Origin of the sequence: Actinomadura montaniterrae (genome assembly GCF_008923365.1) — a bacterium.
GTDB lineage: Bacteria > Actinomycetota > Actinomycetes > Streptosporangiales > Streptosporangiaceae > Spirillospora > Spirillospora montaniterrae.
The window spans coordinates 1-20270 of sequence record NZ_WBMR01000118.1; the positions used below are offsets into that span (position 1 = coordinate 1).

A 20270-nucleotide genomic window follows, 5' to 3' on the forward strand; every position below is an offset into this window, starting at 1 on the left:
TGACCAAGATCGTCATGGCTCCAGGCTGGGGCCGCGCCGGCGCGGCGGGGTAGGCACGGCGGGGCCTGGGACCCGCGGTACCACCCCGGGCGGCGGCATCATGAGGGACATGGACACGGCGAGCACGGACACACGGGGGATGGACCGGCGGGAGCTGGCCGGCTTCCTGCGCAGCCGGCGCGACCGGGCCCGGCCGGACGACGCGGGCTTCGCCGCCGGCGGGCGCCGCCAGACGCCCGGGCTGCGCCGCGCGGAGGTCGCGCTGCTGGCCGGCATCTCGGTGGACTACTACATCCGGCTGGAGCAGGGGCGCGGGCCGAGGCCGTCCGCGCAGGTGCTCGCCGCGCTCGGCCGCGCGCTCCGGCTGACCGGCGACGAGACCCGCTACCTGCTCGGGTTCGCGGCGCCGCCGCCCGCGCCCGCCCCGGCGGAGGTCCCCGCCAACGTGCTGCGGCTGCTCGACCGGCTGGACGGCGTCCCGGCGATGGTGATCAACGCCTGTTACGACGTGCTCGCGTGGAACCGGATGCTGACCGCGCTGATCGGCGACCTGGCGCAGGCGCCGCCGGAACGGCGCAACACGCTGCGCTGGCTGTTCGGCGGGCCGCTGGAGGGCGCGCGGCTCGAGCTGGCCCGCCGGTGCGTCGCCGACCTGCGCGCGAGCGGCCGCTATCCCGCCGACCCGGCCGTCCGCGCGATCGTCGCCGAGCTGTCGGCGGCGAGCCCGGAGTTCGCCGGGATGTGGGCGGCCCGCGAGATCGAGGTGCAGCGGACGATCACCAAGCGCGCCGTCCATCCGGTCGCGGGCGAGCTCGAACTCGACTGCGAGATCCTCCCGGTCCCCGGCGGCGAGCACCGCGTCGTGCTCTACACGGCGGCGCCGGGCAGCGCGTCGGAGCGCGGGCTTCAGAAGCTCCGCGGCACCTGAATCCGGCGCGCCGCGGCCCGGGCCGCCAGCCGCCCGACCGCCGGGACCTCCAGCGGCAGCAGCGAGGGGAACGGGTGGACGCGGCGGTGCTCGCCGCGCTCGATCGCCCGCACGACCGCCCGCGCGGCGGACTCGGGGGACACCGGCGGGAGCGTGCGCACCGGCCGGCCGCGCCACGGCAGCAGCCCGACGTCGCGGGCGTCGGTGTCGGTGGCGCCCGGCACGTACTCCAGGACGGTGACGCCGGTGCCGCGCAGCTCGTTGCGCATCGTGCGGGTGGCGTGCGCGAGCGCGACCTTCGCCGAGCCGTAGTGGCCGAGCATCGGGACCGGCAGCGCCTGCAGCGTCGACGTGACGTTGACGATCACCCCGCCGCCGCGCATCCCCGGCAGCAGCGCGCGGGCCAGCGCGAGCGGCGACCAGAAGTTCGTCTCGAACAGCGCCCGCGCGTCGGCGCCGTCGCCGAGCTCGCCCTGCGCCGCGACGAGCCCCGCCCCGGCGTTGCTGACCAGCACCCGCACCCCGCCCAGCGCCCGCGCCGCCGCGCCGGCGAGCTCGGCGGCGGCGCCCGGGCGCGCCAGGTCGGCCTCGATCACGTGCGGGCGCGTCCCGCCGCAGGCCGCGATCTGGCCGGCCACCTCCTCCAGCGCGTCCCGCCGGCGCGCCGCGACCGCCAGCCGGGCACCGCGTCCGGCCAGCGCGAACGCCAGCGCGCGGCCGATCCCGCTGGACGCGCCGGTGAGCAGGACCGGCGCGTCCGCCAGCTCGATCCGGGCCATCATCGCCTCCCGATATTGACTGATTATCAATCAATACGGGAGGCTAGACTCGCCCGCGACCGCACGTCAATCCGAGGAGCCGCCCATGGCCCGGCCCGGCGAGCCCCGGCCCGACCGCCGGCAGATGCTGGTCGACGCCGCCGCCGAGCTGTTCGCCGGCCGCGCCTACGACGAGGTGACCACCACCGAGATCGCGCGGCGGGCGGGCGTCGCCTACGGGCTGATCGCGCACCACTTCGGCAACAAGCGCGGCCTCTACCTCGCGACGATCCGCGCCGCCGCCGACCGGCTCCGGGTCGTCCACGAGGCCGAGCCCGAGGGCGCGACGCCGGGGGAGCGGCTGCGCGACGCCCTCGACCGGCACATCGCCTTCATGGAGGCCAACGCCGCCGGGTTCCTGGCGGTGATGCGCGGCGGGAACGGCTCCGACCCGGAGGTCCGCGCGATCGTGGAGGACCTGCGCTGGCAGGGGGCGCGACGGCTGCTGGACGCGCTCGGCGTCCCCGGCCCGGCGCGTCCCGTGCTGCGCACCACGATGCGCGGCTGGGTCGGCTACCTGGACGAGGTCGTCATCGACCACCTGCGGCACCGCGACGTCCCGCGCGACCGCCTCGCGGCCCTCGCAGCGGCGACGCTGGCGGGCGCCCTGCGCGCCGCGTGCGCGGCCGACCCGGACATCGGCCTGGACGCCGAGGCGATCGGCCTGCTCGACGCCTGACGCCCGCCGTCGCCTCAGGGACCACCCGGCCCTGAGCGGCTTCTAGCCCTTCGTCCCGTCCACGATCCCGAGGCCGTCGGCGCCGACCCGCACGGACGACTCGTCGAGGACGGACTCCGACACCGGCTGGACCGCGCCGTCCAGGTCGAGGACGGGCGACGCCTCCTTGTACCAGGACTCGATCACCGCGTTGCCCCAGAAGTCGCGCCGCCGGTCGTCGTGCACGTTCCACCGGAACGTCTCGTGGTCGGGATCGCCGGTGTAGTAGTCGGAGGTGTAGATCTCCACCCGGTGCCCGTCGGGGTCGCGCAGGTACACGTAGAAGGCGTTGGACACGCCGTGGCGGCCGGGGCCGCGCTCGATGTGGTGCTGCTTCCCGAGCGAGCCGAAGACGTCGGCGGTGTGCAGCACCTGGTGCGACTCGTGCGTGGCCATCCCGATGTGGTGCAGGCGCGGGCCCGCGCCACCGGTGAACGCGACGTCGTGGACGGTCTGCTTCCGGTACATCCACGCCGCGTACAGCTCGTGCTCGTCGCCCTCGATCGTCTCCGAGCAGCCGAACCCGAGCGAGCGGTAGTGCGCGTACGCGGCGGGGATGTCCGGGGTGCAGACGTTGAAGTGGTCGAGCCGCGCGATGCGGGCGCCGCGGTGCAGGTCGTAGCGCTGGATGAGGCGCTCGCCGCGCGCGATGCCGTGGAAGAACTCGACGGTGAAGCCGAGCGGGTCGACGACCCGGACGGCGTCGCCGACGCCGTGCGTCCCGGTCCCGGCGGGGACACGCCGGACGGGCCGTCCGAGCCCGGCGAAGAACCGTTCGGCGCGTTCCACGTCCTCGGGAGCGCGGACCCGGTAGGCGATGTGGTCCAGCGCCGCGACCGGCCCGGCCCGCAGCACGAGCGAGTGGTGCGTGAGCTCGTCGGTGCCCCGCAGGTAGAGGGCGTCCGCCTCCGCGTGCTGGACGTGCAGGCCGAGCATGTCGACCCAGAACCAGCGGGCCGCCGCCAGGTCGGTGACGGCGAGCTGCGCGTAGGCGGAGCGGATGACGTCGGGGGGTGTGCTCATGACTGCTCCTGGGCGCCGAAGCGGGGCGTGCGGGCCTCGCCGAGCATGACGTGCACGATCTTCGACTCGGAGAAGAAGTCGATGCTGTGCGCGCCGCCCTCGCGGCCGAGTCCCGAGTCCTTCACGCCTCCGAAGGGAGTGCGCAGGTCGCGGACGTTGTGCGAGTTGATCCAGACCATACCGGAGGCGACCGCGTGGGCGATGCGGTGGCCGCGGCGCAGGTCGCTCGTCCACACGTAGGCGGCGAGTCCGTAGCGGGTGGCGTTGGCGAGCTCGACCGCCTCGGCCTCGTCGTCGAACGGCGCGGCGGCCACGACCGGGCCGAAGATCTCCTCCTGGAAGATGCGGGCGTCTCGCGGCACGTCGGTGAACACGGCGGGCTGCAGGTAGTTGCCCTCGGGCAGGTGGCCGGGCCGCTCGCCGCCCGCGACGAGCTTCGCCTCCCGCCTGCCGATCTCGACGTACTCCATCACACGCGCGTAGTGCTCGGGGTGGACGAGCGCGCCGACCTCGGTGGACGGGTCGGACGGCGGCCCCACCCTGACCTTCTCGGCGCGTTCGGCGAGCCGCCGGGTGAACTCCTCGTACACGGGCCGTTCCACCAGCACCCGGGACCCGGCCGTGCAGCGCTCGCCGTTGAGGGAGAACACGCCGAACACCACCGAGTCGAGCGCGGCGTCGAGGTCGGTGTCGGCGAACACCACGACCGGCGACTTGCCGCCGAGCTCCATGGACAGCGCTTTCAGGCCGTCGGCGGAGCAGCGCATGATGTGCCGCCCGGTGTCGGTGGAGCCGGTGAACGACAGCAGCGGCACGTCCGGGTGGTCGACGAGGGCCTGCCCGGCGACCTCGCCGATCCCGTGCACGATGTTGACGGCGCCCGCGGGCACGCCCGCCTCGGCGAGGATCTCCGGCCACAGCCCGGCCGACAGCGGCGTCCACTCGGCGGGCTTGAGCACCAGCGTGCAGCCGGCCGCCAGCGCCGGCGCCAGCTTCCAGCTCTCCAGCATGAACGGGGTGTTCCACGGGGTGATCAGCCCGGCGACGCCGGCGGGCGTGCGCACCACGTAGTTGATCTGCTGGTCGCCGGCCCGGTAGGCCTCCTCGCCGAGCGCGACGACGACGTCGGCGAAGTAGCGGAAGTTCTCCGCGGCGCGGCGCGCCTGCCCGCGCGCCTGGGTGATCGGCAGGCCGGAGTCGAACGACTCCAGCTCGGCGAGCCGGTCCTCGCGCGCCTCGACCGCGTCGGCGACGCGGGTGAGGACGTTCGCGCGCTCGCGGTTCCCGAGGGCCGACCAGGCGGGGAAGGCGGCCTTCGCGGCGGCGACGGCGCGGTCCACGTCGGCGGGGCCGCCCGCGGCGGCGACGGCGTAGGGCGCGTTGGAGACGGGGTCGGCGACGTCGAATACCGCGCCGTCGGCGCTGTCGGCGAACGCGCCGCCGATCCAGTGCCGGATGCGGTCCGGCAGGCCGGCGGGGCGGGGGCTGGAGGGGACGGGCATCGTGCTCTCTTCCGGTTCGGTGGTCGGGGCGGCGGCGCGGGTCAGGGCCGCCTCGCCAGGGCCGCGGTGAGGTCGCCGGCCTGGTCGAGCAGCGCGCCGATGCGCGCCCGCGCGCCGCCGGACGGCGCGGTCAGCGGCGGCCGGACGCGCCCGGACGGGATCCGGCCGCAGTGCTCCAGCACCCACTTGGCGGGCGCCGGGTTCGTCTCGACGAACAGCAGGTCGACGAGGGGGTGCAGCCGGTAGTGCAGGTCGCGGGCGGCGGCGTGGTCGCCGGCCGTCCACAGCTCGTACATCCGGGCGACCGCGTCCGGGGCGAGGTTGGCGACCGCGCTGACGAACCCGGCGCCGCCGAGCGCGAGGAGCGGCAGGCACAGCAGCTCGATCCCCGACCAGACGAGCAGCTCGGGCCCGCAGGCGTGCAGCACGCGGGAGAAGTGCTCGAAGTCCTTGGTGGTCTCCTTGATCCCGACGACGTTGTCGAAATCGGTGAACAGCCGCCGGACGGTCTCGGGCGCGATGTCCACGGCCGTGCGGGACGGCACGTTGTAGACGACGATCGGCAGGTCGGGGAACTCGCGCGCGACGGTCGCGTACCACCCGTACAGCGCGTCCTGCGTCGGCCGCGCGTAGTACGGGGTGATGACCAGGGCGGCGTCGGCGCCGGCGTCCCGGGCCGCGGCGGTGACCTCCAGGGTCTCCTCCAGCTTCGCCGAGCCGGTGCCGGGCAGGAACGGGACGCGGTCGGCGATCTCGTCCGCGGCGGCGCGGATCGCCTCGATGCGCTCCGCGGCGGTCTGGGCGCTCGGCTCGCCGGTCGACCCGCCGAGCGAGATGCCGTGCGAGCCGGACTCCAGCTGCCAGCGGACCAGCCCGCGCAGCGCGTCGAGGTCGAGGGCGCCGTCGGCGGTGAACGGTGTCACCACCGGGGCGATCGACCCGCGGATCGTCGCCGGGTCGGTGCGGAACTTCACATGTCCTCCTCGGGAAAGGGGCTGGTCAGCGGCCGTCGCTGCGCCAGGCCTCGTACGCCTCGCGCCAGCGCGGCCCGAGCGGGTACAGGCCCTCGATCGGCTCGCCGGCGGCGACGCGCTCGGTGATGAAGCGCTCCTGCGCCTCCTGCTCGGCGGCGTCCCCGACGAGGTCCTCGACGAGGTCCGGGGGGATCACGACGACGCCGTCGGCGTCGCCGACCAGCACGTCGCCGGGCTGGACGAGCGCGCCGCCGCAGGAGATCGGCAGCCCGGTGTCCCACGGCACGTGCCGGCGGCCGAGGACGGCCGGGTGCGCGCCGCCGTGGAAGACCGGGACGTCCAGGCGGGCGACGGCGGCGCTGTCGCGCAGCCCGCCGTCGGTGACGATGCCCGCCGCGCCGCGCTTGGCGGCGCGCAGCGCGAGGATGTCGCCGATCGTCCCGGCGGTGGTGTCGCCGCGCGCGTCCATCACCAGCACCTGCCCGGGCCGCAGCTCCTCCACGGCCCGCTTCTGCGCGTTCATGCCGCCGCCGTGCGCCGTGAACAGGTCCTCGCGCAGCGGCAGGTAGCGCAGTGTGTGCGCGGTGCCGACCATCTTCGCGTCGTCGCCGGCCGGGTGGACGCCGTCGATCGACATGTGCTGGAGGCCGCGCTTGCGCAGCTGGGAGCTGAGCGTCGCGGTCGACAGCCCGCGCAGCGCCTTCTCGGCCGCCGGGTCCAGGGCGGGCTTCGGCCGGTACGCCGGGCCCCACGCGTCGGCGCGGACCGTCTCGTCCACGCGGGGCATCGCGCCCCAGTCGGGCAGCGCGCGGTCCGCTTCGACGACCTGGTTGCGGAGGCGTCCGGTGGACAGCCGCCCGGCGGTCACCTCGACCTCGACGGTGTCGCCGGGCGCGGCGACGGACGCCCCCGCCGGGGTGCCGGTGAGGATGACGTCGCCGGGCTCCAGCGTGACCAGCCGGGACAGGTCGGCGACGAGGTCGGCGAACGGGAACAGCAGCGCGTCGCTGGTGCCGTCCTGGACGAGCTCGCCGTTCACCCACGTGCGCACCCGCAGCCCGCGCGGGTCGAGGTCCCGCGCGTCGAGCAGCCGGGGGCCGATCGGGGTGAACCCGTCCGCGCCCTTGGAGCGCAGGTTCGAGCCGCGGTCGGCGTGGCGGAGGTCGTGGACGCCCGCGTCGTCGGCCGCGGTCACCCAGCCGACGTGGTCCCAGGCGTCCGCGGGGGAGGCGTGCCGCGCGGTGCGGCCGATGACCAGGGCGATCTCGCCCTCGAACGTCATCAGCTCGCAGCCGGCCGGCCGGGTCAGCGGGTCGCCGGAGCCGGCCAGCGAGGACGGCGGCTTCAGGAAGTAGGACGGCGCCGCCGGGATCCGCCCGCGCTCGCGGGCCCGGGAGGGGAAGTTCAGATGGACGGCGATGATCTTCGAGGGCCGGTTGCCCAGGGGGTGCGGCACGGGGCGCTCCTGTGACGGACGACGGTCGGGAACAGCGGCCGGGGGCGACCGGCAACGGAAATCGTATATGAAGTCATGCACAATATCGAGAGTGATGGTCCGGTGGGCGAACCGGCCCGTCCGGTGGATCGCCGGGGGCGGGAGCGGCCGGGCCGGTACAGTATGATCGCAAATCGTGTACGAAATCCTCTAGGAGGTGCTGGAAGGATGCGCGACCGAGGCGGCCTCGCGGCCCGCACGCTCACGCCCGCCGAGCCCGCCGGCGCGCCGCCCGTGCTGCTCGTGCACGGCTTCGGCTCCGACGGGGCGACCGACTGGATCGACACCGGCACGGCCGCCGCCCTCACCGGCGCCGGCCGCACCGTCGTCGTCCCCGACCTGCCCGGCCACGGGGACAGCCCCGCGCCGCGGTCGGCCGCCGAGGCCACCGCCCCGGCGCTCGCCGCCGCCCTGCTGGCGGTCATGGACGGGGCCGGCGCCGCGTCCTTCGACATCGCCGGGTACTCCCTCGGCGCCCGCCTGGCCTGGGAGGTCGCCGCGACCGCGCCGGACCGGGTGGAACGCTCCGTCCTCGGCGGGCTGAGCCCCGCCGAGCCGTTCACCGCCGTCGACGTCGATGCCCTCCACCGCGCCGTGGCGGACGGGACCCCCTGCGCCGACCCGTTCACCGCGGCCATCGCCGCGATGGTCACGGCGCGGGGCGACCGCGCCCGCGGCCTCGCCCTGTGCGTCGAGGGGCTGCGCTCGACGCCGTTCGCCGGCGGCCCCTGGAACGCGAAGGTCCTTCCCGTCTTCGTCGTCGGCGAGAATGATGACCTGACCCGAGGAATCGGGGACCTCGCCGAGGGGCTCGGCGGGGCCGGGCTGGTGACCGTTCCCGGCGCCCACCACGAGGTGCCGGGCGGGGCGCGCTTCCGGGAGACGCTCCTGGACGCGCTGGCGCGGTGACCGGGCCGTGGACGGGACCGTGGGGTGCGGGCCGAGGATGAGGAGAACCGGGTGAGTTCCGCCAGGAAGCAGGACCAGGGCAAGGAGAGCAAGGCAGAGTTCTGCTACGAGCTGCTGCGGTCGCGCATCCTCGATGGCACCTACGTGCCCGGGTACCGGCTGGTCATCAACCAGCTCGCGCAGGAGACCGGGGTCAGCACGATCCCGCTGCGCGAGGCGCTGCGCCGCCTGCAGTCCGACGGGCTGGTCGAGGTGGTGCGCAACGTCGGCGCCCGCGTCGCGGTCTTCGACGCCGAGCAGGTCGAGCACACCCTGCAGATCCTGGCGCGGCTGGAGGGGTACGCCACCGCGATCTCCGCGCCGCTGATGAAGGCCGCGCACATCGACGCCTCCCGCAAGATCAACGACCGGATGGTGGAGGCGCTGGAGGAGTTCGACCCGACCGCGTTCACCGCGCTGAACCGGGAGTTCCACTTCTCCATCTACGAGCACTGCCCGGACGCGCACCTGCGCTCCCTCCTCGAGGCGGAGTGGACCCGCCTCGACCACATGCGCCGCTCCACCTTCAGCTACGTCCCCGGCCGCGCCCGCCGGTCGGTGGAGGAGCACGAGCGGATCCTCGGGCTCATCTCCGGCGGCGCCGACCCGGCCGAGATCGAGCGCGTCGCGTGCGCCCACAAGAACGCCACCGCCGACGCCCTCCACACCGCCAGGGGCTGACTCCCAGGGGGCGTCCCCTGACGTGACCGGACGCGCCGTCCCCGCCGGGCGAAGGAGAGGGGCCGGCGCGTCCGGGGTCCGTCAGGTGAGGAGCTGGCCCCCGTCGACCTGGACGATCGCGCCGGTGATGTGCGCGGCCTGGTCGGAGGCCAGGAAGAGCACCAGCGGGGCGACGTCGCCGGTGCCGGCGATGCGGCCGAGGGGGATGCGCGCCTCCCACGCGGCGCGGGCCTGCGGGTCGTCCATCAGCCCGGCGGTCATCGGGGTGTGGACGGGCCCGGGCGCGACGCCGTTGACGCGGATGCCGTGCGCGGCGAGTTCGAGCGCGGCGGTGCGGGTCAGCGCGTCCACCGCGGCCTTGGTGGCCTCGTAGTGGCCGAGGCCGGCGGTCGGCTGGCGCGCGCCGATCGAGCTGACGTTGACGATCCGGCCCTTCGTGCCGTGCTCGACCATCTGGTTCGCGACCGCCTGCGTGACGGTGAACGTGCCGCGCAGGTTGACGGCGACGACGGTGTCGAACACCTCCAGCGGCAGCGCGGTGAGGGGGCCGCCGCCGGCGACCACGCCCGCGTTGTTGACCAGCACCTCGACGGGCCCGGCGAGCTCGGCGGCGCGGGCGGCGCCGGCGGCGACGGACGCGGCGTCGGTGACGTCCAGGGCGACGGCGGCGCAGCCGATCTCCCCGGCCGCGGCGGCGGCGCCGTCCTCGTCCCGGTCGGCGATCACGACGCGGTCGCCCGCGGCGGCGAACGCCGCCGCGACGGCGCGCCCGATGCCGCTCGCGCCGCCCGTCACCAGGACGGACCGCCCGGCGCTCACCGGGCCTCCGCGATGATGATCCGCGGGCTGCCGGGCAGCTCGCGGGTCTCCACCGGCGCCCAGCCGGCCTCCTCCAGCCAGCCGCGCACCTCGTCCTCGGGGTAGACCACCGTGCCGTCGATGACCAGGTACTCGCCCGCGTGCAGGGCGTCGATGGCGCGCTGGCGCGGGTCGGTGTCGAGGAAGAAGTCGAGCAGCACGAGGGTGGCGCCGTCGGAGGCCGCGCGCCGGGCCCGCCCGATGATGGCCCTGTTCTGCTCGGCGTCGAAGCGGTGTACGACGTGTTCGAGCAGGACGAGGTCGTGCGGCTCAGGGATGTCGCCGGTCACCGGGTCGGTGCGGACGACGTCGACGCGGTCGCCGGCGCCCGCGTCGTCGATGACCTTGCGGGCGACGTCCACCAGCTCGCCGGCGGAGGCGAAGGTGCCGCGGGCGTCCGGGGCGGCGGCGAGCGCCTCGGCGAGGAACGAGCCGGACAGCCCGCCGAAGTCCAGGATCCGCCGGTAGGGGGTGAAGTCGAAGGCCTCCGCGAGCATCCGGGCGTGCAGGGCGTTGTAGGTCATCACGCCGCTCATGAAGGTCCGCATGCGGTCGCCGGCGAGGTCGAGCGGCTGCGGCCGGGCGGTCCGGGTCGTGCCGGCGAACCCGAGCCAGTGCCCGTAGCTGATCGTGTCGAGGAAGGCCAGGAAGGGGCGCAGGTCCACGCCGTGCTCGCCGCCGGCCAGGTAGGCGGCCGTGGCGGAGGTGTTAGCGTAGCGGCCGTCCTCGCGGGCCAGCAGGCCGAGCCCGGACAGGGCGTCGCCGAGGATCCGGGCGGTGCGCTCGGGCAGGCCCGTGCGGGCGGCCAGCTCGGGCGCGGTCGCCGGGCCCGCGGCCAGCGCGGCGAACACGCCGGCCTCGCTCGCCGCGAACAGCTGCTTGGCGGCCATGTAGCCGGTGGCGACGCCGAGGATGCCGGACGGGTCGGCGCCGGGGGAGGGAAGCGGCATGGGCGGTTCTCCTTCTGCAAAGAATATGCAGGATGCTATACGATCAGTCGGGTCAACGGCCAGCGGCGGGCGCGGGCGGCCGCCGCCCGCGACGGCCGGTCACCGATCGGAGGTCAGCGATGGAGTTCTCGGAACGGGTGCCGAGGCGCCGCCTGGGCGCGGACGGTCCGGAGGTGCCCCTGCTGGCGCTGGGCTCCTGGAACACCTGGGACCGGATGGAGCGCGAGGCCGCGGCCGAGCTCGTCCGCGCGGCCGCCGACCACGGCGCGGCCATGTTCGACGTCGCGCACTACGACTTCGGCCCGCACGCCGAGAACGCCGTGACGGACGTGCTGTTCGGGCAGGCCGTCCGGGACGCGGGCCTCGCGCGCGAGGACTACCTGCTGTGCGGCAAGCTCTGGCTCTGGGAGTACCCGGCGCTGTCCTTCGCCGAGCAGATCGAGGTGTCGCTCGGGCGCATCGGCACCGACCGCGCCGACATGGTCGTGGTCGGCGACTTCCTGGAGAGGCCGGACCTGCGCGCGGTCGTCGCCGACGTCTCCGAACTGGTGCGGGCGGGGCGGTTCGCGTCCTGGGGCGTCAACAACTGGTCCGCCGCCGACGTGGACTTCGCCCGCCGGTTCGCCGCCGCCGAAGGCCTCCTCCCGCCGTCGTTCGCGCAGCTCAAGTACAGCCTGGCCCGCCGCTCGGTGCCCGAGGGGGCGCCCTACCGCCGGCTGTTCGAGGACGGCCTCGGCCTGCAGGCGTCGGACGTGCTGGAGGGCGGGATCCTCGCCGGGAGGCTCGACCCGCAGCGCAAGATCGGCCAGGACCCCGGAGGCATCCGCGACCGGATCCGCGCCGCGTACCCGCAGGTCCGGAAGGTCGCCGAACGGTTCGGCGCGACTCCCGCGCAGCTCGCGATCGCCTACTGCCTCACCCATCCCGCCGTGGCGAACGTCCTGGTCGGCGTCAGCCGCAGGGCGCAGCTGGACGACAACCTCGCCGCGCTGGACCTGCTGGCCCGCCACGGCACGGACCTCCCGCAAGCGGTCGCCGACCTCTGGCTCGACAAGGACGTGGTGGACCCGGCCGCGTCCTGGGGCACCACCGCCCCCTGACGTCCCGCAGGTCAACGGAGTTCGTGGATCACCCGGCCGTCCAGGACGGTCATCGCCACCGGCACCGTCGGCAGCGCGTCGGGCTCCAGGTCGAGCAGGTCGGCGTCCAGCACGCACAGGTCGGCGACCTTGCCGGGCTCGATCGAGCCCTTCTCGTGCTCGGCGCCGTCCTGCCAGGCCGGAGTGATCGTGTAGGCGCGGAGCGCCTCGGTGAGCGCGAGCCGCTGCGCCGCGCCGCGGACGCTCCCGTCCACGCCCCGGCGGGTGACGGCGGCGGCGACCCCGATCCGCCAGTCCGGGGTGAGCACGGGCGCGTCCGAGCTGAGGGACAGCCGGACGCCCGCGTCGAGCGCGTCGCGGGTGGGCCAGGCGTCCCGCAGCGCGTCCTCGCCGAGCGCGGCGGCCAGCATCGGCTCGGTCGCGACCGGGATGCCGGCCTGCGTGTTCAACCCGATCCGGCGGGACGCGAGGACGCGCAGCGTCGCGGGGGACAGCAGGTCGCCGTGGATGACGTAGTGCCGGGCGTCCCGCCCGTCGCGGTCCATCGCGGCGGCGAGCGCGTCCGCGACGACGCGGGTCGCGCGGTCCCCGGTCGCGTGCACGCCGATCTGGTGCCCGGCGCCGTGCGCCATCCCGATCATCGCGCGGAGCGCGGCCTCGCGCTCGCCGTCGTCCGCGCCGTCGACGAGCAGCGCGCCGTGCCCGCCGTCCGCGTACGGGCGGTCGGTCCAGGCGGTGCGCATCGGGGGGATGCCGTCGGCGAAGATCTTCACGCCCGCGACGCGGAACCGGCCCGGCACGTCCGCCGGCGGGACGAACTCGCGCAGCCCCTTCTCCAGTTCCGCCGCCGAGCTGCGGCCGTCCAGCTCGCCGAACAGCATCAGCGCGGTGACCCGCGCCTTGAGCGCGCCCTCGGCGGCGAGGTCGGCGTAGTCGCGCAGCGCGGCGGAGCCGAAGCAGCCGCTCGGGCCGCCGTCCTCGCCCGGGCCGAGGCCCGGCTCGGTGTAGCTGGTGACGCCGAGGGAGGCCAGCAGGCCGGACGTGCGCAGGATCGCGCGGCGCCGGTCGGCGGAGGTCTCCAGCCGGGACGGCGCCTCGTGCGCGTGCCCGCCCGATCCGGCCAGCTGGTCCATCAGCAGGGACGGCCACATCGCGCCGAGCCACACGCCGTGCAGGTGCGAGTCGTTGATGCCGGGCAGCACCGACCGCCCGGCCAGCCGGACGACCCGGGTCCCGCGCCCGGCCAGCGGCGCGACCTCCGCGGCGGTGCCGACGCGGGCGATGCGGCCGGCGCGCACCGCGACCGCCTCCGCCTGCCGGTCCCGGGCGTCGGCGGTGTGCACCCGGCCGCCCGTGAGGACGAGGTCGGCCGGGGTGGATTCGTCGGTCATATCGCGCTCCAGCTCTGGACACCGTTGACGGGATGCCTTTAACGTACACGGAATCAGATACGATTTTGGAGTGCCCGCCCCCCGGGGCACGGGCGCACCGGGCCTTCGGAGGTAATCGATGCCCCTACATCCCGAGGCGCAGCGGATCGTCGGCCGCACCCCCGCCGAGGACCCGGACGCTGCGGCACCGCCGCCGGACGCGCCGACGATGCGCGAGCAGTTCCGGCTGATGTGGACGATGCCCGAGGACCTGAGGCCGGTCGGCTCGGTCGCCGACACCGCGATCTCCGGCCCGGCCGGCGACGTCCCGGTGCGCGTCTACACCCCCGAGGGCGACGGCCCGTTCCCCGCGTTCGTCTGGTTCCACGGCGGCGGCTGGACGATCGGCGGCCTCGACGAGAACGAGTACGCCTGCCGCGCCATCTGCGCGGAGGCCGGAGCCGTCGTCGTCTCCGTCGACTACCGGCTCGCCCCCGAGAACCCGTTCCCGGCCGCCGCCGAGGACGCCTACGCAGCCGTCCAGTGGGTCGCCGCGCACGGCGCGGAGATCAACGCCGACCCGGCCCGGATCGCCGTCGGCGGCGAGAGCGCCGGCGGGAACCTCGCCGCGGTCGCCGCCCTCAAGGCCCGCGACCTCGGCGGACCGGACCTCGCCCTCCAGGTGCTCGTCTCGCCCGTCCTCGGCCACCCCGAGGACGGACGCGCCTCCTACACCGAGTTCGCCGAGGGCTACTTCCTCTCCAAGGCCAGCATGGACTGGTTCTTCACCACCTACCCGACCGGCCCGGCCGACCTCGACGACCCCTACCTCCTGCCGCTGCGCTCCAAGGGCCTGTCCGGGCTGGCGCGCGCGCTGATCCTCGAAGCGGAGTGCGACGTGCTCCGCGACGAGGGAGAGGAGTACGCCCGGCGGTTGAAGGACGCCGGAGTGGAGACCGAACTCGTCCGCTACGACGGCCTCATCCACGCGTTCTTCGGCCCTCTCGCCTCCGAGCTGTCGGTCGCGAAGGAGGCCCACTCCCGCGCGGCCGCCGCCCTCCGCTCCGCCTTCGGGACGGACGGCGCGTGATGGAGGCTCCGGCTCTCGCGCTGGAGGGCGTCGCGGTCGACCGGGCCGACGTGCCCGTCGTCCACGACGTCGCGCTGGAGGCCGCGCGCGGCGAGGTCACCGTCGTCCTCGGCGCGAACGGCGCGGGGAAGACGACGCTGATGGACGGCATCGCCGGCCTGGCCCCGGTGAAGTCCGGGACGGTCCGGCTCGGCGGCACCGCCATCGAGAAACTCGCCCCCTACAAGCGGGCCCGGGCGGGCCTCGGATACGTCGAGCAGGCGCGCACCACGTTCCGGACCCTCACCGTCGAGCAGAACCTGCTGGTCTCCCAGCAGGGCGATGGCGACCTCGCGACCGTCTACCGGCTCTTCCCCGAGCTGGACAAGCGTCGCGGCCTGCAGGCCGGGCACCTGTCGGGCGGCGAGCAGCAGATGGTGGTGCTCGGCCGCGCGCTGGTGTCCGCGCCGAAGGTCGTGCTGATCGACGAGATGTCGCTCGGCCTCGCGCCGCTGGTGGTGCGGCGGCTGATGACCACGGTCGGCGAGCTCGCCGGGATGGGGATCGCCGTCGTGCTCATCGAGCAGTTCGCGAACCTCGCCCTGGACGTCGGCACCAGCGCGCACGTGCTCCGCAAGGGCCGGATCGTGTTCTCCGGCCCGTGCGCGGAACTGCGCGGCGACGAGCGGCGGCTGCACGGCCTGTACTTCGGCGGCGCCCCGTCCGCCGCCGGCACCGAGACCGATCCGGACGGCGGGACGCCGGCCGCGGAGAGCGAGGCACGATGAACCCGATCGGCAGGCTCCGGTCCGGCCGGAGCCTCGGCGCCGGCCTCGGCGCGGCCGTGCTCGCCTGCGCGGTGCTCCCGGCGGTGCTGCCGCCCTACTGGATCTACCTGGCGATCAGCGCCGCGGTCAGCGCGGTGGTCATGCAGAGCTTCGGCGTGATCGTCGGCCGCGCCGGCGTGATGTCGCTGTGCCAGATGTCGTTCGCGGCGATCGGCGCCTGGGTCGTGCTGAAGCTCAACGTGATGGGCGCGCCCGGCGGGTTCTTCGCCTGGCTGCTGCTCGGCGGCCTGGCGGCGGTGCCGGTCGGCGTCGCGATCGGGCTGCCCGCGCTGCGGATCCGCGGCGTGAACCTCGCGGTGGTCACCTTCGGCTTCGCCGTGTCCGCCGACATCGTGTGGAACGCCAACCCGTTCCCCGGCGCGGCGGACCTGACGATGCTGGACCGGCCGGCGCCGTTCGACACCGACGGCGGCTACTTCGTCCTGTGCGTCATCGTGTTCACGGTGCTCGCTGTCGCGCTGCGGGCGATCGGCCGGACGCGGCTCGGCCTGTCCTGGTACGAGCTGCGGCACTCCGAGCGCTCCGCCGCCGCGCACGGCGTCTCGGTGGCGCGCAGCAAGCTCGCCGCGTTCGCGATCAGCGCGTTCGTCGCCGGCATCGGCGGCGGGCTGCTGGCCGGGCAGCTCAGCATGGTGGTGCCGGGCAACTTCGCGATGGGGCAGTCCCTCGCGCTGTTCGCCGTCGCCGTCATGATCGGGCCGCACCATCCCGAGGGCGCGGTGCTCGGCGGGGTGTTCGGCGCCGTGATGGCGACGATCATGGACAAGCTGTCGCTGCCGCAGGACTTCGGCGGCGTGCTGTTCGGCGCGGGCGCGCTGCTCGCGCTGCGCAGCGGCCTCAGCCAGACCGACATGACCCGGATGCGCAAGCGCGAACGCGACGCCCGCGGGCTCCTCGACGCGACCGGCGGCGCACGCCCCGGCGACGCGCCTGGCGGGCCCGGCGGGCCCGGGCCCGTCACCGTGCCGGCGCCGCGGCCGTCCGGCGACCCCCGCGTCCCCGCGCTGAAGGTCAGCGGGCTGACCGTCAGGTTCGGCGAGGTCGTCGCGCTCGACGCGGTCGACCTCACCGTCCCGGAGGGCGCGGTCGCCGGGCTGATCGGCCCGAACGGCGCCGGCAAGTCCACGTTCATCGCGGCGGCGACCGGGTTCGTCGCGGGCTACGAGGGCTCGGTGGAGCTGGCCGGCGTCCCGCTGGACCGGCTCGGCCCGAGCGCCCGCGCGAAGCGCGGCCTGCGGCGCACGTTCCAGACCACGGCGATCGCCCCGGAGCTGTCCCTGTACGAGTACCTGACGATCGGCTCGGGCCGGCGGCTGCCGCGCGCCGAGGCCGACGAGCTGCTGGAGTTCTTCGGCTGCCCGCCCGGCGACGTCCCGGTCTCCGTCGTCGACGCGGGCAGCCGGCGGCTGCTGGACGTCGCCGCGGCGATCGCCGCGAAGCCGGAGGTGGCGCTGCTCGACGAGCCCGCCGCCGGCCAGTCCGCCGCCGAGTCGCTGGCCCTCGGCCGGCGGCTCACCGAGGTCCCCGCCCGGTTCGGGGTGTCGATCCTGCTCGTCGAGCACGACATGGAGCTCGTCCAGGCGACCTGCGCGCAGGTCACCGTCCTGGACTTCGGGCACGTCATCGCGTCCGGCCCCACCGCCGCGGTCCTGGAGGACCCCGCCGTCCGGGCCGCCTACCTCGGGACCGCGGACGTCCCCGCGTCCTGACACCGGTCCCCGACCCCCATCTCATCCCCCCGCAAGCAAGGGCTCTGCCATGAAGCGCACTCTCTCGACGGCGGCGGCCGCGCTCGCCGTGTCCGTCACCGTGTCCGTGACCGCGGCCGGCTGCCAGTCGGGCGACTCCACCAAGGGGCCGATCAAGGTCGGCTCCATCAACGGCATCACCGGGCTGTTCCAGACCCCCGAGGTGCCGAAGGCCGTCAAGGCGGTCTTCGACGAGGTCAACGCCGCCGGCGGCATCGGCGGCCGCAAGCTGAGGCTGATCAGCAAGGACGACGCGATGGACCCGCAGCGCTCCAGCCAGGCGGCCCGCGAGCTGATCAAGTCCGACGGCGTGGTCGCGTTCGCCGGCTCCTCCAGCGCGGTGGACTGCGGGCTGAACCGGGCGACCTACAGCAAGGAGAAGATCGTCTCGGTCCCCGCCGTCGGCGTCGACCCGGCCTGCTTCACCAGCCCGAACATCGCCCCGGTCAACCCCGGCCCGTACGCGCTGACGACCGCGATGCTCTACTACGCGTCCGAGACGCTGAAGAAGCAGCGGATCTGCATCGACTACACCGTCCTGCCGGGCAGCGGCGGCGGCATCGAGAACGCCATCAAGAAGTGGACGGAGCTGACCGGCAAGACGCTCACCCACAAGAACCTCGCGGTCGGCAACGGCGACCCGACGCGCTACCTCGTCGCCGACAAGAACGCCGGCTGCGAGGCCGTCCTCTACAACGCGACCGTCGCGCCATGGTTCTCGCAGGCCAAGACGCAGGGCATGCAGAACGTCGACTTCCTGCTCGCGGCGAACAGCTACACCGACGCCAACGCGAAGGTGATCCCGGCGGGGATGAACGCCTACTGCGGCGCCGAGTGGCAGCCGTACACCGACCCGTCGCTGCCGGGCAACGACCGCTGGGCGAAGATCGTCGAGGGGCACGGCATCCAGAAGACCGCGTTCAGCCAGGGCGCGGTGATGGCGGCGGACGTCTTCGTCCAGGTCCTGAAGGGCATCAAGGGCGACATCACCCGCGCGTCCGTCACCGAGGCGTTCAAGACGATGAAGCCGGTCGCCTACCCGATGGCCGCGAACCCGTGGGTGTTCGGGCCCGGCAAGGAGCACAACCCGATCAAGGGCACCCGGTTCGTGAAGGCCGACGGCGGCGGCTGGAAGGTCCTGCCCGAGGGGTTCACCGTCCCCGGCGAGAAGTAGCGGACGGGCAGAACCGACCGCCGGGCGCGCGGACCCGCGTGCCCGGCACCACCCGGAGGTATCCATGGTGAACTCTGTGATCGCCGGGCTGACCAGCGGCGGCGGCTACGCCCTGCTCGGCCTGTGCGTCGTGCTGACCTACCGGCTCGTCGCCGTGGTCAACTTCGCGCTGACGGCGGTCGGCGCCCTCGGCGCGTTCGTGATGGTGTCGCTCACCGACCGCGGCGTGAACGCGCTGCTCGCGCTGCTCGCCGGCGTGGTGTTCGCGGCGCTGCTGTCCGCGCTGCTCGGCGCGGCGCTGGTGCGCTGGTTCGCCGGGCACAAGGAGGGCACGAAGGCGGCCGTGACCGTGGCGATCTTCGTCGCGCTGACCGCGGTCGGGGTGCGGCTGTTCGGCGGCAACACGACCGGCGCGCACCGCTTCCCGAACCCGTTCGGCGCCCCGCTGTTCACCGTCGGGGACGTCGTCGTCCCGCAGTCGGTGCCGGTGTCGCTGGCGTTCGCGGTGCTCATCACCGTCGCGGTCGGGCTGCTGCTGACGCGGACCAGGATCGGGCTGAAGCTGCAGGCGCTGTCGGAGCGGCCGGGCACCGCCGAGGTCGTCGGCATCCCCGCGCCGCGGCTGGCCGTCGGCGTCTGGGCCGGCGTCGGCGCCGTCACCACGATGGTGGTGGTGCTGGTCGCGCCGCGGCTCGGCGGCGACTTCTCCACCCTGTCCGGGCTGATCAGCACGGCGCTGGCGGTCGCGATGGTGGGCGCGTTCCGCAGCCTGCCGCTGACCCTCGCCGGCGGGCTGATCCTCGGCTGCCTGGAGGGCCTGTCGTCCTCCCTCGACTCGATCCAGAAGTACCAGGGCGTGGTGCCCTTCCTGGTGATCCTCGTCCTGCTGTGGTGGCGCAGCCGCCGCGAAATCTGGGACACCGAGCACGGCCGCTGACGAAACGAGGAGAGCGATGTCCCGACTGACGTCCACGAGGGCGGCGGTGCTGCGCGAGCACGGCGCCCCCCTCGTCATCGAGGAACTGCCGCTGCCCGCCGAGGTGGAGCCCGGCGCGGCGGTCGTGCGGGTCGACTGCGCCACCCTGTGCGCGACGGACGTGCACCTGTGGTCCGGGGAGATGTCCTTCCCCGACATGCTGCCGATCGTCCTCGGCCACGAGACGATGGGCACGGTCTGCGCGGTCGGCCCCGGCACCCGCGACGCGCTCGGCCGCGCCGTGAAGGTCGGCGACCGGATCGGCTGGTCGGAGTCGGTGTGCGGGCACTGCTACGGCTGCACCGTGCTCCGCAACCCGGTCGCCTGCTCCGAACGCGGCTACGGCTTCCTGCTGCGCTCCGACCGGTTCCCCTACGCCACCGGCGGGCTCGCCGCGCACAACTACGTGACGCCCGGCGCGCTGAAGGTCGTCCTGCCCGACGACGTGGAGGACACCTGGGCGGCGTCCGCCGGATGCGCGGTCAAGACCGTCCTGCACGCCTACGACCGCGCCGGGGGAGTGCGGCAGGGCTCCAGCGTCGTGGTGCAGGGCGCGGGCGCGCTCGGCATCGTCGCCACCGCGGTCGCGCGCGCGTCCGGCGCCGGCACCGTCATCACGATCGGCGCCCCCGACGCCCGCCTGGAACTGGCCCGCGCGTTCGGCGCGGACGTCGTCATCGGCCTCGGCGGCGGCGCCGAAGCGCGGCTCGCCACCGTCATGGACGCCACCCGCGGGCGCGGCGCCGACCTCGTCCTCGACCTCGCGGGCGCGCCCGGCGTCGGCGCGGAGGCGGTGGGCATGGCCGCGTTCGGGGGACGGTTCGTCGTGGTCGGCAGCACCGGCCCGCGCCCCGACGAGCTGCCGCTCGGCACCATCATGGGCAAGGAGCTGAACGTCCTCGGCTCGCTGAACGGCGACGCCGGCGACCTGTACCACGCGATCGAATTCCTGCGCGCCTCCCAGGACCGCTTCCCCTGGGACGACCTGTTCGGCGAGCCCGGCGGCCTCGGCGGCGCCTCCGGCGCGCTCGCGTCGATGCAGCGGCTCGAACAGGTCAAGGCCGTCGTCCACCCGCACCGGTAAGGAGAA

The 20270-nt window shown here is 74.8% G+C and carries 19 protein-coding genes; 11 read left to right on the plus strand and 8 right to left on the minus strand.

Going from position 1 to position 20270, the window contains the following annotated elements:
• Positions 1–109: 109 nt before the first annotated feature.
• On the plus strand, positions 110–928 hold the full coding sequence (locus F9B16_RS31245; RefSeq protein WP_225992088.1) for a helix-turn-helix transcriptional regulator: 819 nt from the start codon (positions 110–112) through the stop codon (positions 926–928).
• Here F9B16_RS31245 and F9B16_RS31250 read toward each other — a convergent pair.
• Positions 907–1710: an SDR family NAD(P)-dependent oxidoreductase gene (locus F9B16_RS31250; RefSeq protein ID WP_151543806.1), complete on the minus strand. Its 804-nt coding sequence runs from the start codon at positions 1708–1710 to the stop codon at positions 907–909. The genes F9B16_RS31245 and F9B16_RS31250 overlap by 22 nt on opposite strands.
• 82 nt (positions 1711–1792) lie before the next feature.
• On the opposite strand from F9B16_RS31250, the gene F9B16_RS31255 reads away from it, so the two are divergent.
• Complete coding sequence (locus F9B16_RS31255) at positions 1793–2425, plus strand: TetR/AcrR family transcriptional regulator (RefSeq protein ID WP_151543807.1); 633 nt, start codon at positions 1793–1795, stop codon at positions 2423–2425.
• Between the two features lie 42 nt (positions 2426–2467).
• Here the strand turns inward: F9B16_RS31255 and hpaD are convergent, their stop codons facing one another.
• The 4 genes from hpaD to F9B16_RS31275 are packed head-to-tail and all read right to left on the minus strand — an operon-like array spanning position 2468 to position 7500.
• Positions 2468–3487 (minus strand): 3,4-dihydroxyphenylacetate 2,3-dioxygenase, encoded by a 1020-nt coding sequence (hpaD, locus tag F9B16_RS31260; protein WP_151543808.1) that lies wholly within the window; start codon positions 3485–3487, stop codon positions 2468–2470.
• The gene (hpaE, locus tag F9B16_RS31265; RefSeq protein WP_151543809.1) at positions 3484–4989 is read right to left on the minus strand and encodes a 5-carboxymethyl-2-hydroxymuconate semialdehyde dehydrogenase; all 1506 of its coding nucleotides are present in this window, start codon (positions 4987–4989) and stop codon (positions 3484–3486) included. The genes hpaD and hpaE overlap by 4 nt, the downstream gene beginning before the upstream one ends.
• 41 nt (positions 4990–5030) lie before the next feature.
• Positions 5031–5963 (minus strand): 4-hydroxy-tetrahydrodipicolinate synthase, encoded by a 933-nt coding sequence (gene dapA, locus F9B16_RS31270; RefSeq protein WP_151543810.1) that lies wholly within the window; start codon positions 5961–5963, stop codon positions 5031–5033.
• Positions 5964–5988: 25 nt separating this feature from the next.
• A complete protein-coding gene (locus tag F9B16_RS31275; protein WP_225992089.1) occupies positions 5989–7500 on the minus strand; it encodes a fumarylacetoacetate hydrolase family protein in 1512 nt (503 codons plus the stop codon).
• Between the two features lie 126 nt (positions 7501–7626).
• Here F9B16_RS31275 and F9B16_RS31280 point away from each other — a divergent pair, with 126 nt between their 5' ends.
• Together F9B16_RS31280 and F9B16_RS31285 are read left to right on the plus strand one after the other, a co-directional pair.
• Positions 7627–8367 (plus strand): alpha/beta fold hydrolase, encoded by a 741-nt coding sequence (locus tag F9B16_RS31280; RefSeq protein ID WP_151543812.1) that lies wholly within the window; start codon positions 7627–7629, stop codon positions 8365–8367.
• 51 nt (positions 8368–8418) lie between these two features.
• The gene (locus F9B16_RS31285; protein ID WP_151543813.1) at positions 8419–9087 is read left to right on the plus strand and encodes a GntR family transcriptional regulator; all 669 of its coding nucleotides are present in this window, start codon (positions 8419–8421) and stop codon (positions 9085–9087) included.
• A gap of 81 nt (positions 9088–9168) precedes the next feature.
• Here the strand turns inward: F9B16_RS31285 and F9B16_RS31290 are convergent, their stop codons facing one another.
• Complete coding sequence (locus tag F9B16_RS31290) at positions 9169–9906, minus strand: SDR family NAD(P)-dependent oxidoreductase (protein ID WP_225992090.1); 738 nt, start codon at positions 9904–9906, stop codon at positions 9169–9171.
• On the minus strand, positions 9903–10895 hold the full coding sequence (locus F9B16_RS31295; RefSeq protein ID WP_151543814.1) for a methyltransferase: 993 nt from the start codon (positions 10893–10895) through the stop codon (positions 9903–9905). Before F9B16_RS31295 ends, F9B16_RS31290 begins: the two co-directional genes overlap by 4 nt.
• Positions 10896–11014: 119 nt before the next feature.
• Between F9B16_RS31295 and F9B16_RS31300 the strand changes: the two genes are divergently transcribed.
• Positions 11015–11995, plus strand: coding sequence for an aldo/keto reductase (locus F9B16_RS31300; protein ID WP_151543815.1), 981 nt, complete (start codon positions 11015–11017; stop codon positions 11993–11995).
• 11 nt (positions 11996–12006) lie between these two features.
• On the opposite strand, the gene F9B16_RS31305 is transcribed toward F9B16_RS31300, so the two are convergent.
• A complete protein-coding gene (locus F9B16_RS31305) occupies positions 12007–13386 on the minus strand; it encodes an amidohydrolase (RefSeq protein WP_151543816.1) in 1380 nt (459 codons plus the stop codon).
• Positions 13387–13504: 118 nt separating this feature from the next.
• On the opposite strand from F9B16_RS31305, the gene F9B16_RS31310 reads away from it, so the two are divergent.
• From F9B16_RS31310 to F9B16_RS31335, 6 genes are all read left to right on the plus strand, one after another.
• The gene (locus F9B16_RS31310) at positions 13505–14455 is read left to right on the plus strand and encodes an alpha/beta hydrolase (protein ID WP_151543817.1); all 951 of its coding nucleotides are present in this window, start codon (positions 13505–13507) and stop codon (positions 14453–14455) included.
• Positions 14455–15222 (plus strand): ABC transporter ATP-binding protein, encoded by a 768-nt coding sequence (locus F9B16_RS31315; RefSeq protein ID WP_151543818.1) that lies wholly within the window; start codon positions 14455–14457, stop codon positions 15220–15222. Before F9B16_RS31310 ends, F9B16_RS31315 begins: the two co-directional genes overlap by 1 nt.
• Positions 15219–16991 carry a branched-chain amino acid ABC transporter ATP-binding protein/permease gene (locus F9B16_RS31320; RefSeq protein ID WP_151543819.1) on the plus strand — a complete coding sequence of 591 codons (1773 nt, stop codon included), beginning with the start codon at positions 15219–15221 and terminating at the stop codon, positions 16989–16991. Before F9B16_RS31315 ends, F9B16_RS31320 begins: the two co-directional genes overlap by 4 nt.
• A 49-nt stretch (positions 16992–17040) precedes the next feature.
• Positions 17041–18204 (plus strand): ABC transporter substrate-binding protein, encoded by a 1164-nt coding sequence (locus F9B16_RS31325; protein WP_151543820.1) that lies wholly within the window; start codon positions 17041–17043, stop codon positions 18202–18204.
• A gap of 64 nt (positions 18205–18268) precedes the next feature.
• On the plus strand, positions 18269–19141 hold the full coding sequence (locus tag F9B16_RS31330) for a branched-chain amino acid ABC transporter permease (protein WP_151543821.1): 873 nt from the start codon (positions 18269–18271) through the stop codon (positions 19139–19141).
• A gap of 16 nt (positions 19142–19157) precedes the next feature.
• Positions 19158–20264 (plus strand): zinc-binding dehydrogenase, encoded by a 1107-nt coding sequence (locus tag F9B16_RS31335; protein ID WP_151543822.1) that lies wholly within the window; start codon positions 19158–19160, stop codon positions 20262–20264.
• Positions 20265–20270 lie beyond the last annotated feature (6 nt).

What these genes read in the sequence shown, in the direction of transcription:
- F9B16_RS31325 (WP_151543820.1), top strand. Translation starts at nt 17,041, where the DNA reads ATGAAGCGCACTCTCTCGACGGCGGCGGCCGCGCTCGCCGTGTCCGTC.
- F9B16_RS31245 (WP_225992088.1), top strand. Translation starts at nt 110, where the DNA reads ATGGACACGGCGAGCACGGACACACGGGGGATGGACCGGCGGGAGCTG.
- hpaD (WP_151543808.1), bottom strand. Translation starts at nt 3,487, where the DNA reads ATGAGCACACCCCCCGACGTCATCCGCTCCGCCTACGCGCAGCTCGCC.
- F9B16_RS31335 (WP_151543822.1), top strand. Translation starts at nt 19,158, where the DNA reads ATGTCCCGACTGACGTCCACGAGGGCGGCGGTGCTGCGCGAGCACGGC.
- F9B16_RS31300 (WP_151543815.1), top strand. Translation starts at nt 11,015, where the DNA reads ATGGAGTTCTCGGAACGGGTGCCGAGGCGCCGCCTGGGCGCGGACGGT.
- F9B16_RS31295 (WP_151543814.1), bottom strand. Translation starts at nt 10,895, where the DNA reads ATGCCGCTTCCCTCCCCCGGCGCCGACCCGTCCGGCATCCTCGGCGTC.
- F9B16_RS31255 (WP_151543807.1), top strand. Translation starts at nt 1,793, where the DNA reads ATGGCCCGGCCCGGCGAGCCCCGGCCCGACCGCCGGCAGATGCTGGTC.
- F9B16_RS31320 (WP_151543819.1), top strand. Translation starts at nt 15,219, where the DNA reads ATGAACCCGATCGGCAGGCTCCGGTCCGGCCGGAGCCTCGGCGCCGGC.
- F9B16_RS31330 (WP_151543821.1), top strand. Translation starts at nt 18,269, where the DNA reads ATGGTGAACTCTGTGATCGCCGGGCTGACCAGCGGCGGCGGCTACGCC.
- hpaE (WP_151543809.1), bottom strand. Translation starts at nt 4,989, where the DNA reads ATGCCCGTCCCCTCCAGCCCCCGCCCCGCCGGCCTGCCGGACCGCATC.
- F9B16_RS31310 (WP_151543817.1), top strand. Translation starts at nt 13,505, where the DNA reads ATGCCCCTACATCCCGAGGCGCAGCGGATCGTCGGCCGCACCCCCGCC.
- F9B16_RS31305 (WP_151543816.1), bottom strand. Translation starts at nt 13,386, where the DNA reads ATGACCGACGAATCCACCCCGGCCGACCTCGTCCTCACGGGCGGCCGG.
- F9B16_RS31315 (WP_151543818.1), top strand. Translation starts at nt 14,455, where the DNA reads ATGGAGGCTCCGGCTCTCGCGCTGGAGGGCGTCGCGGTCGACCGGGCC.
- F9B16_RS31280 (WP_151543812.1), top strand. Translation starts at nt 7,627, where the DNA reads ATGCGCGACCGAGGCGGCCTCGCGGCCCGCACGCTCACGCCCGCCGAG.
- F9B16_RS31250 (WP_151543806.1), bottom strand. Translation starts at nt 1,710, where the DNA reads ATGATGGCCCGGATCGAGCTGGCGGACGCGCCGGTCCTGCTCACCGGC.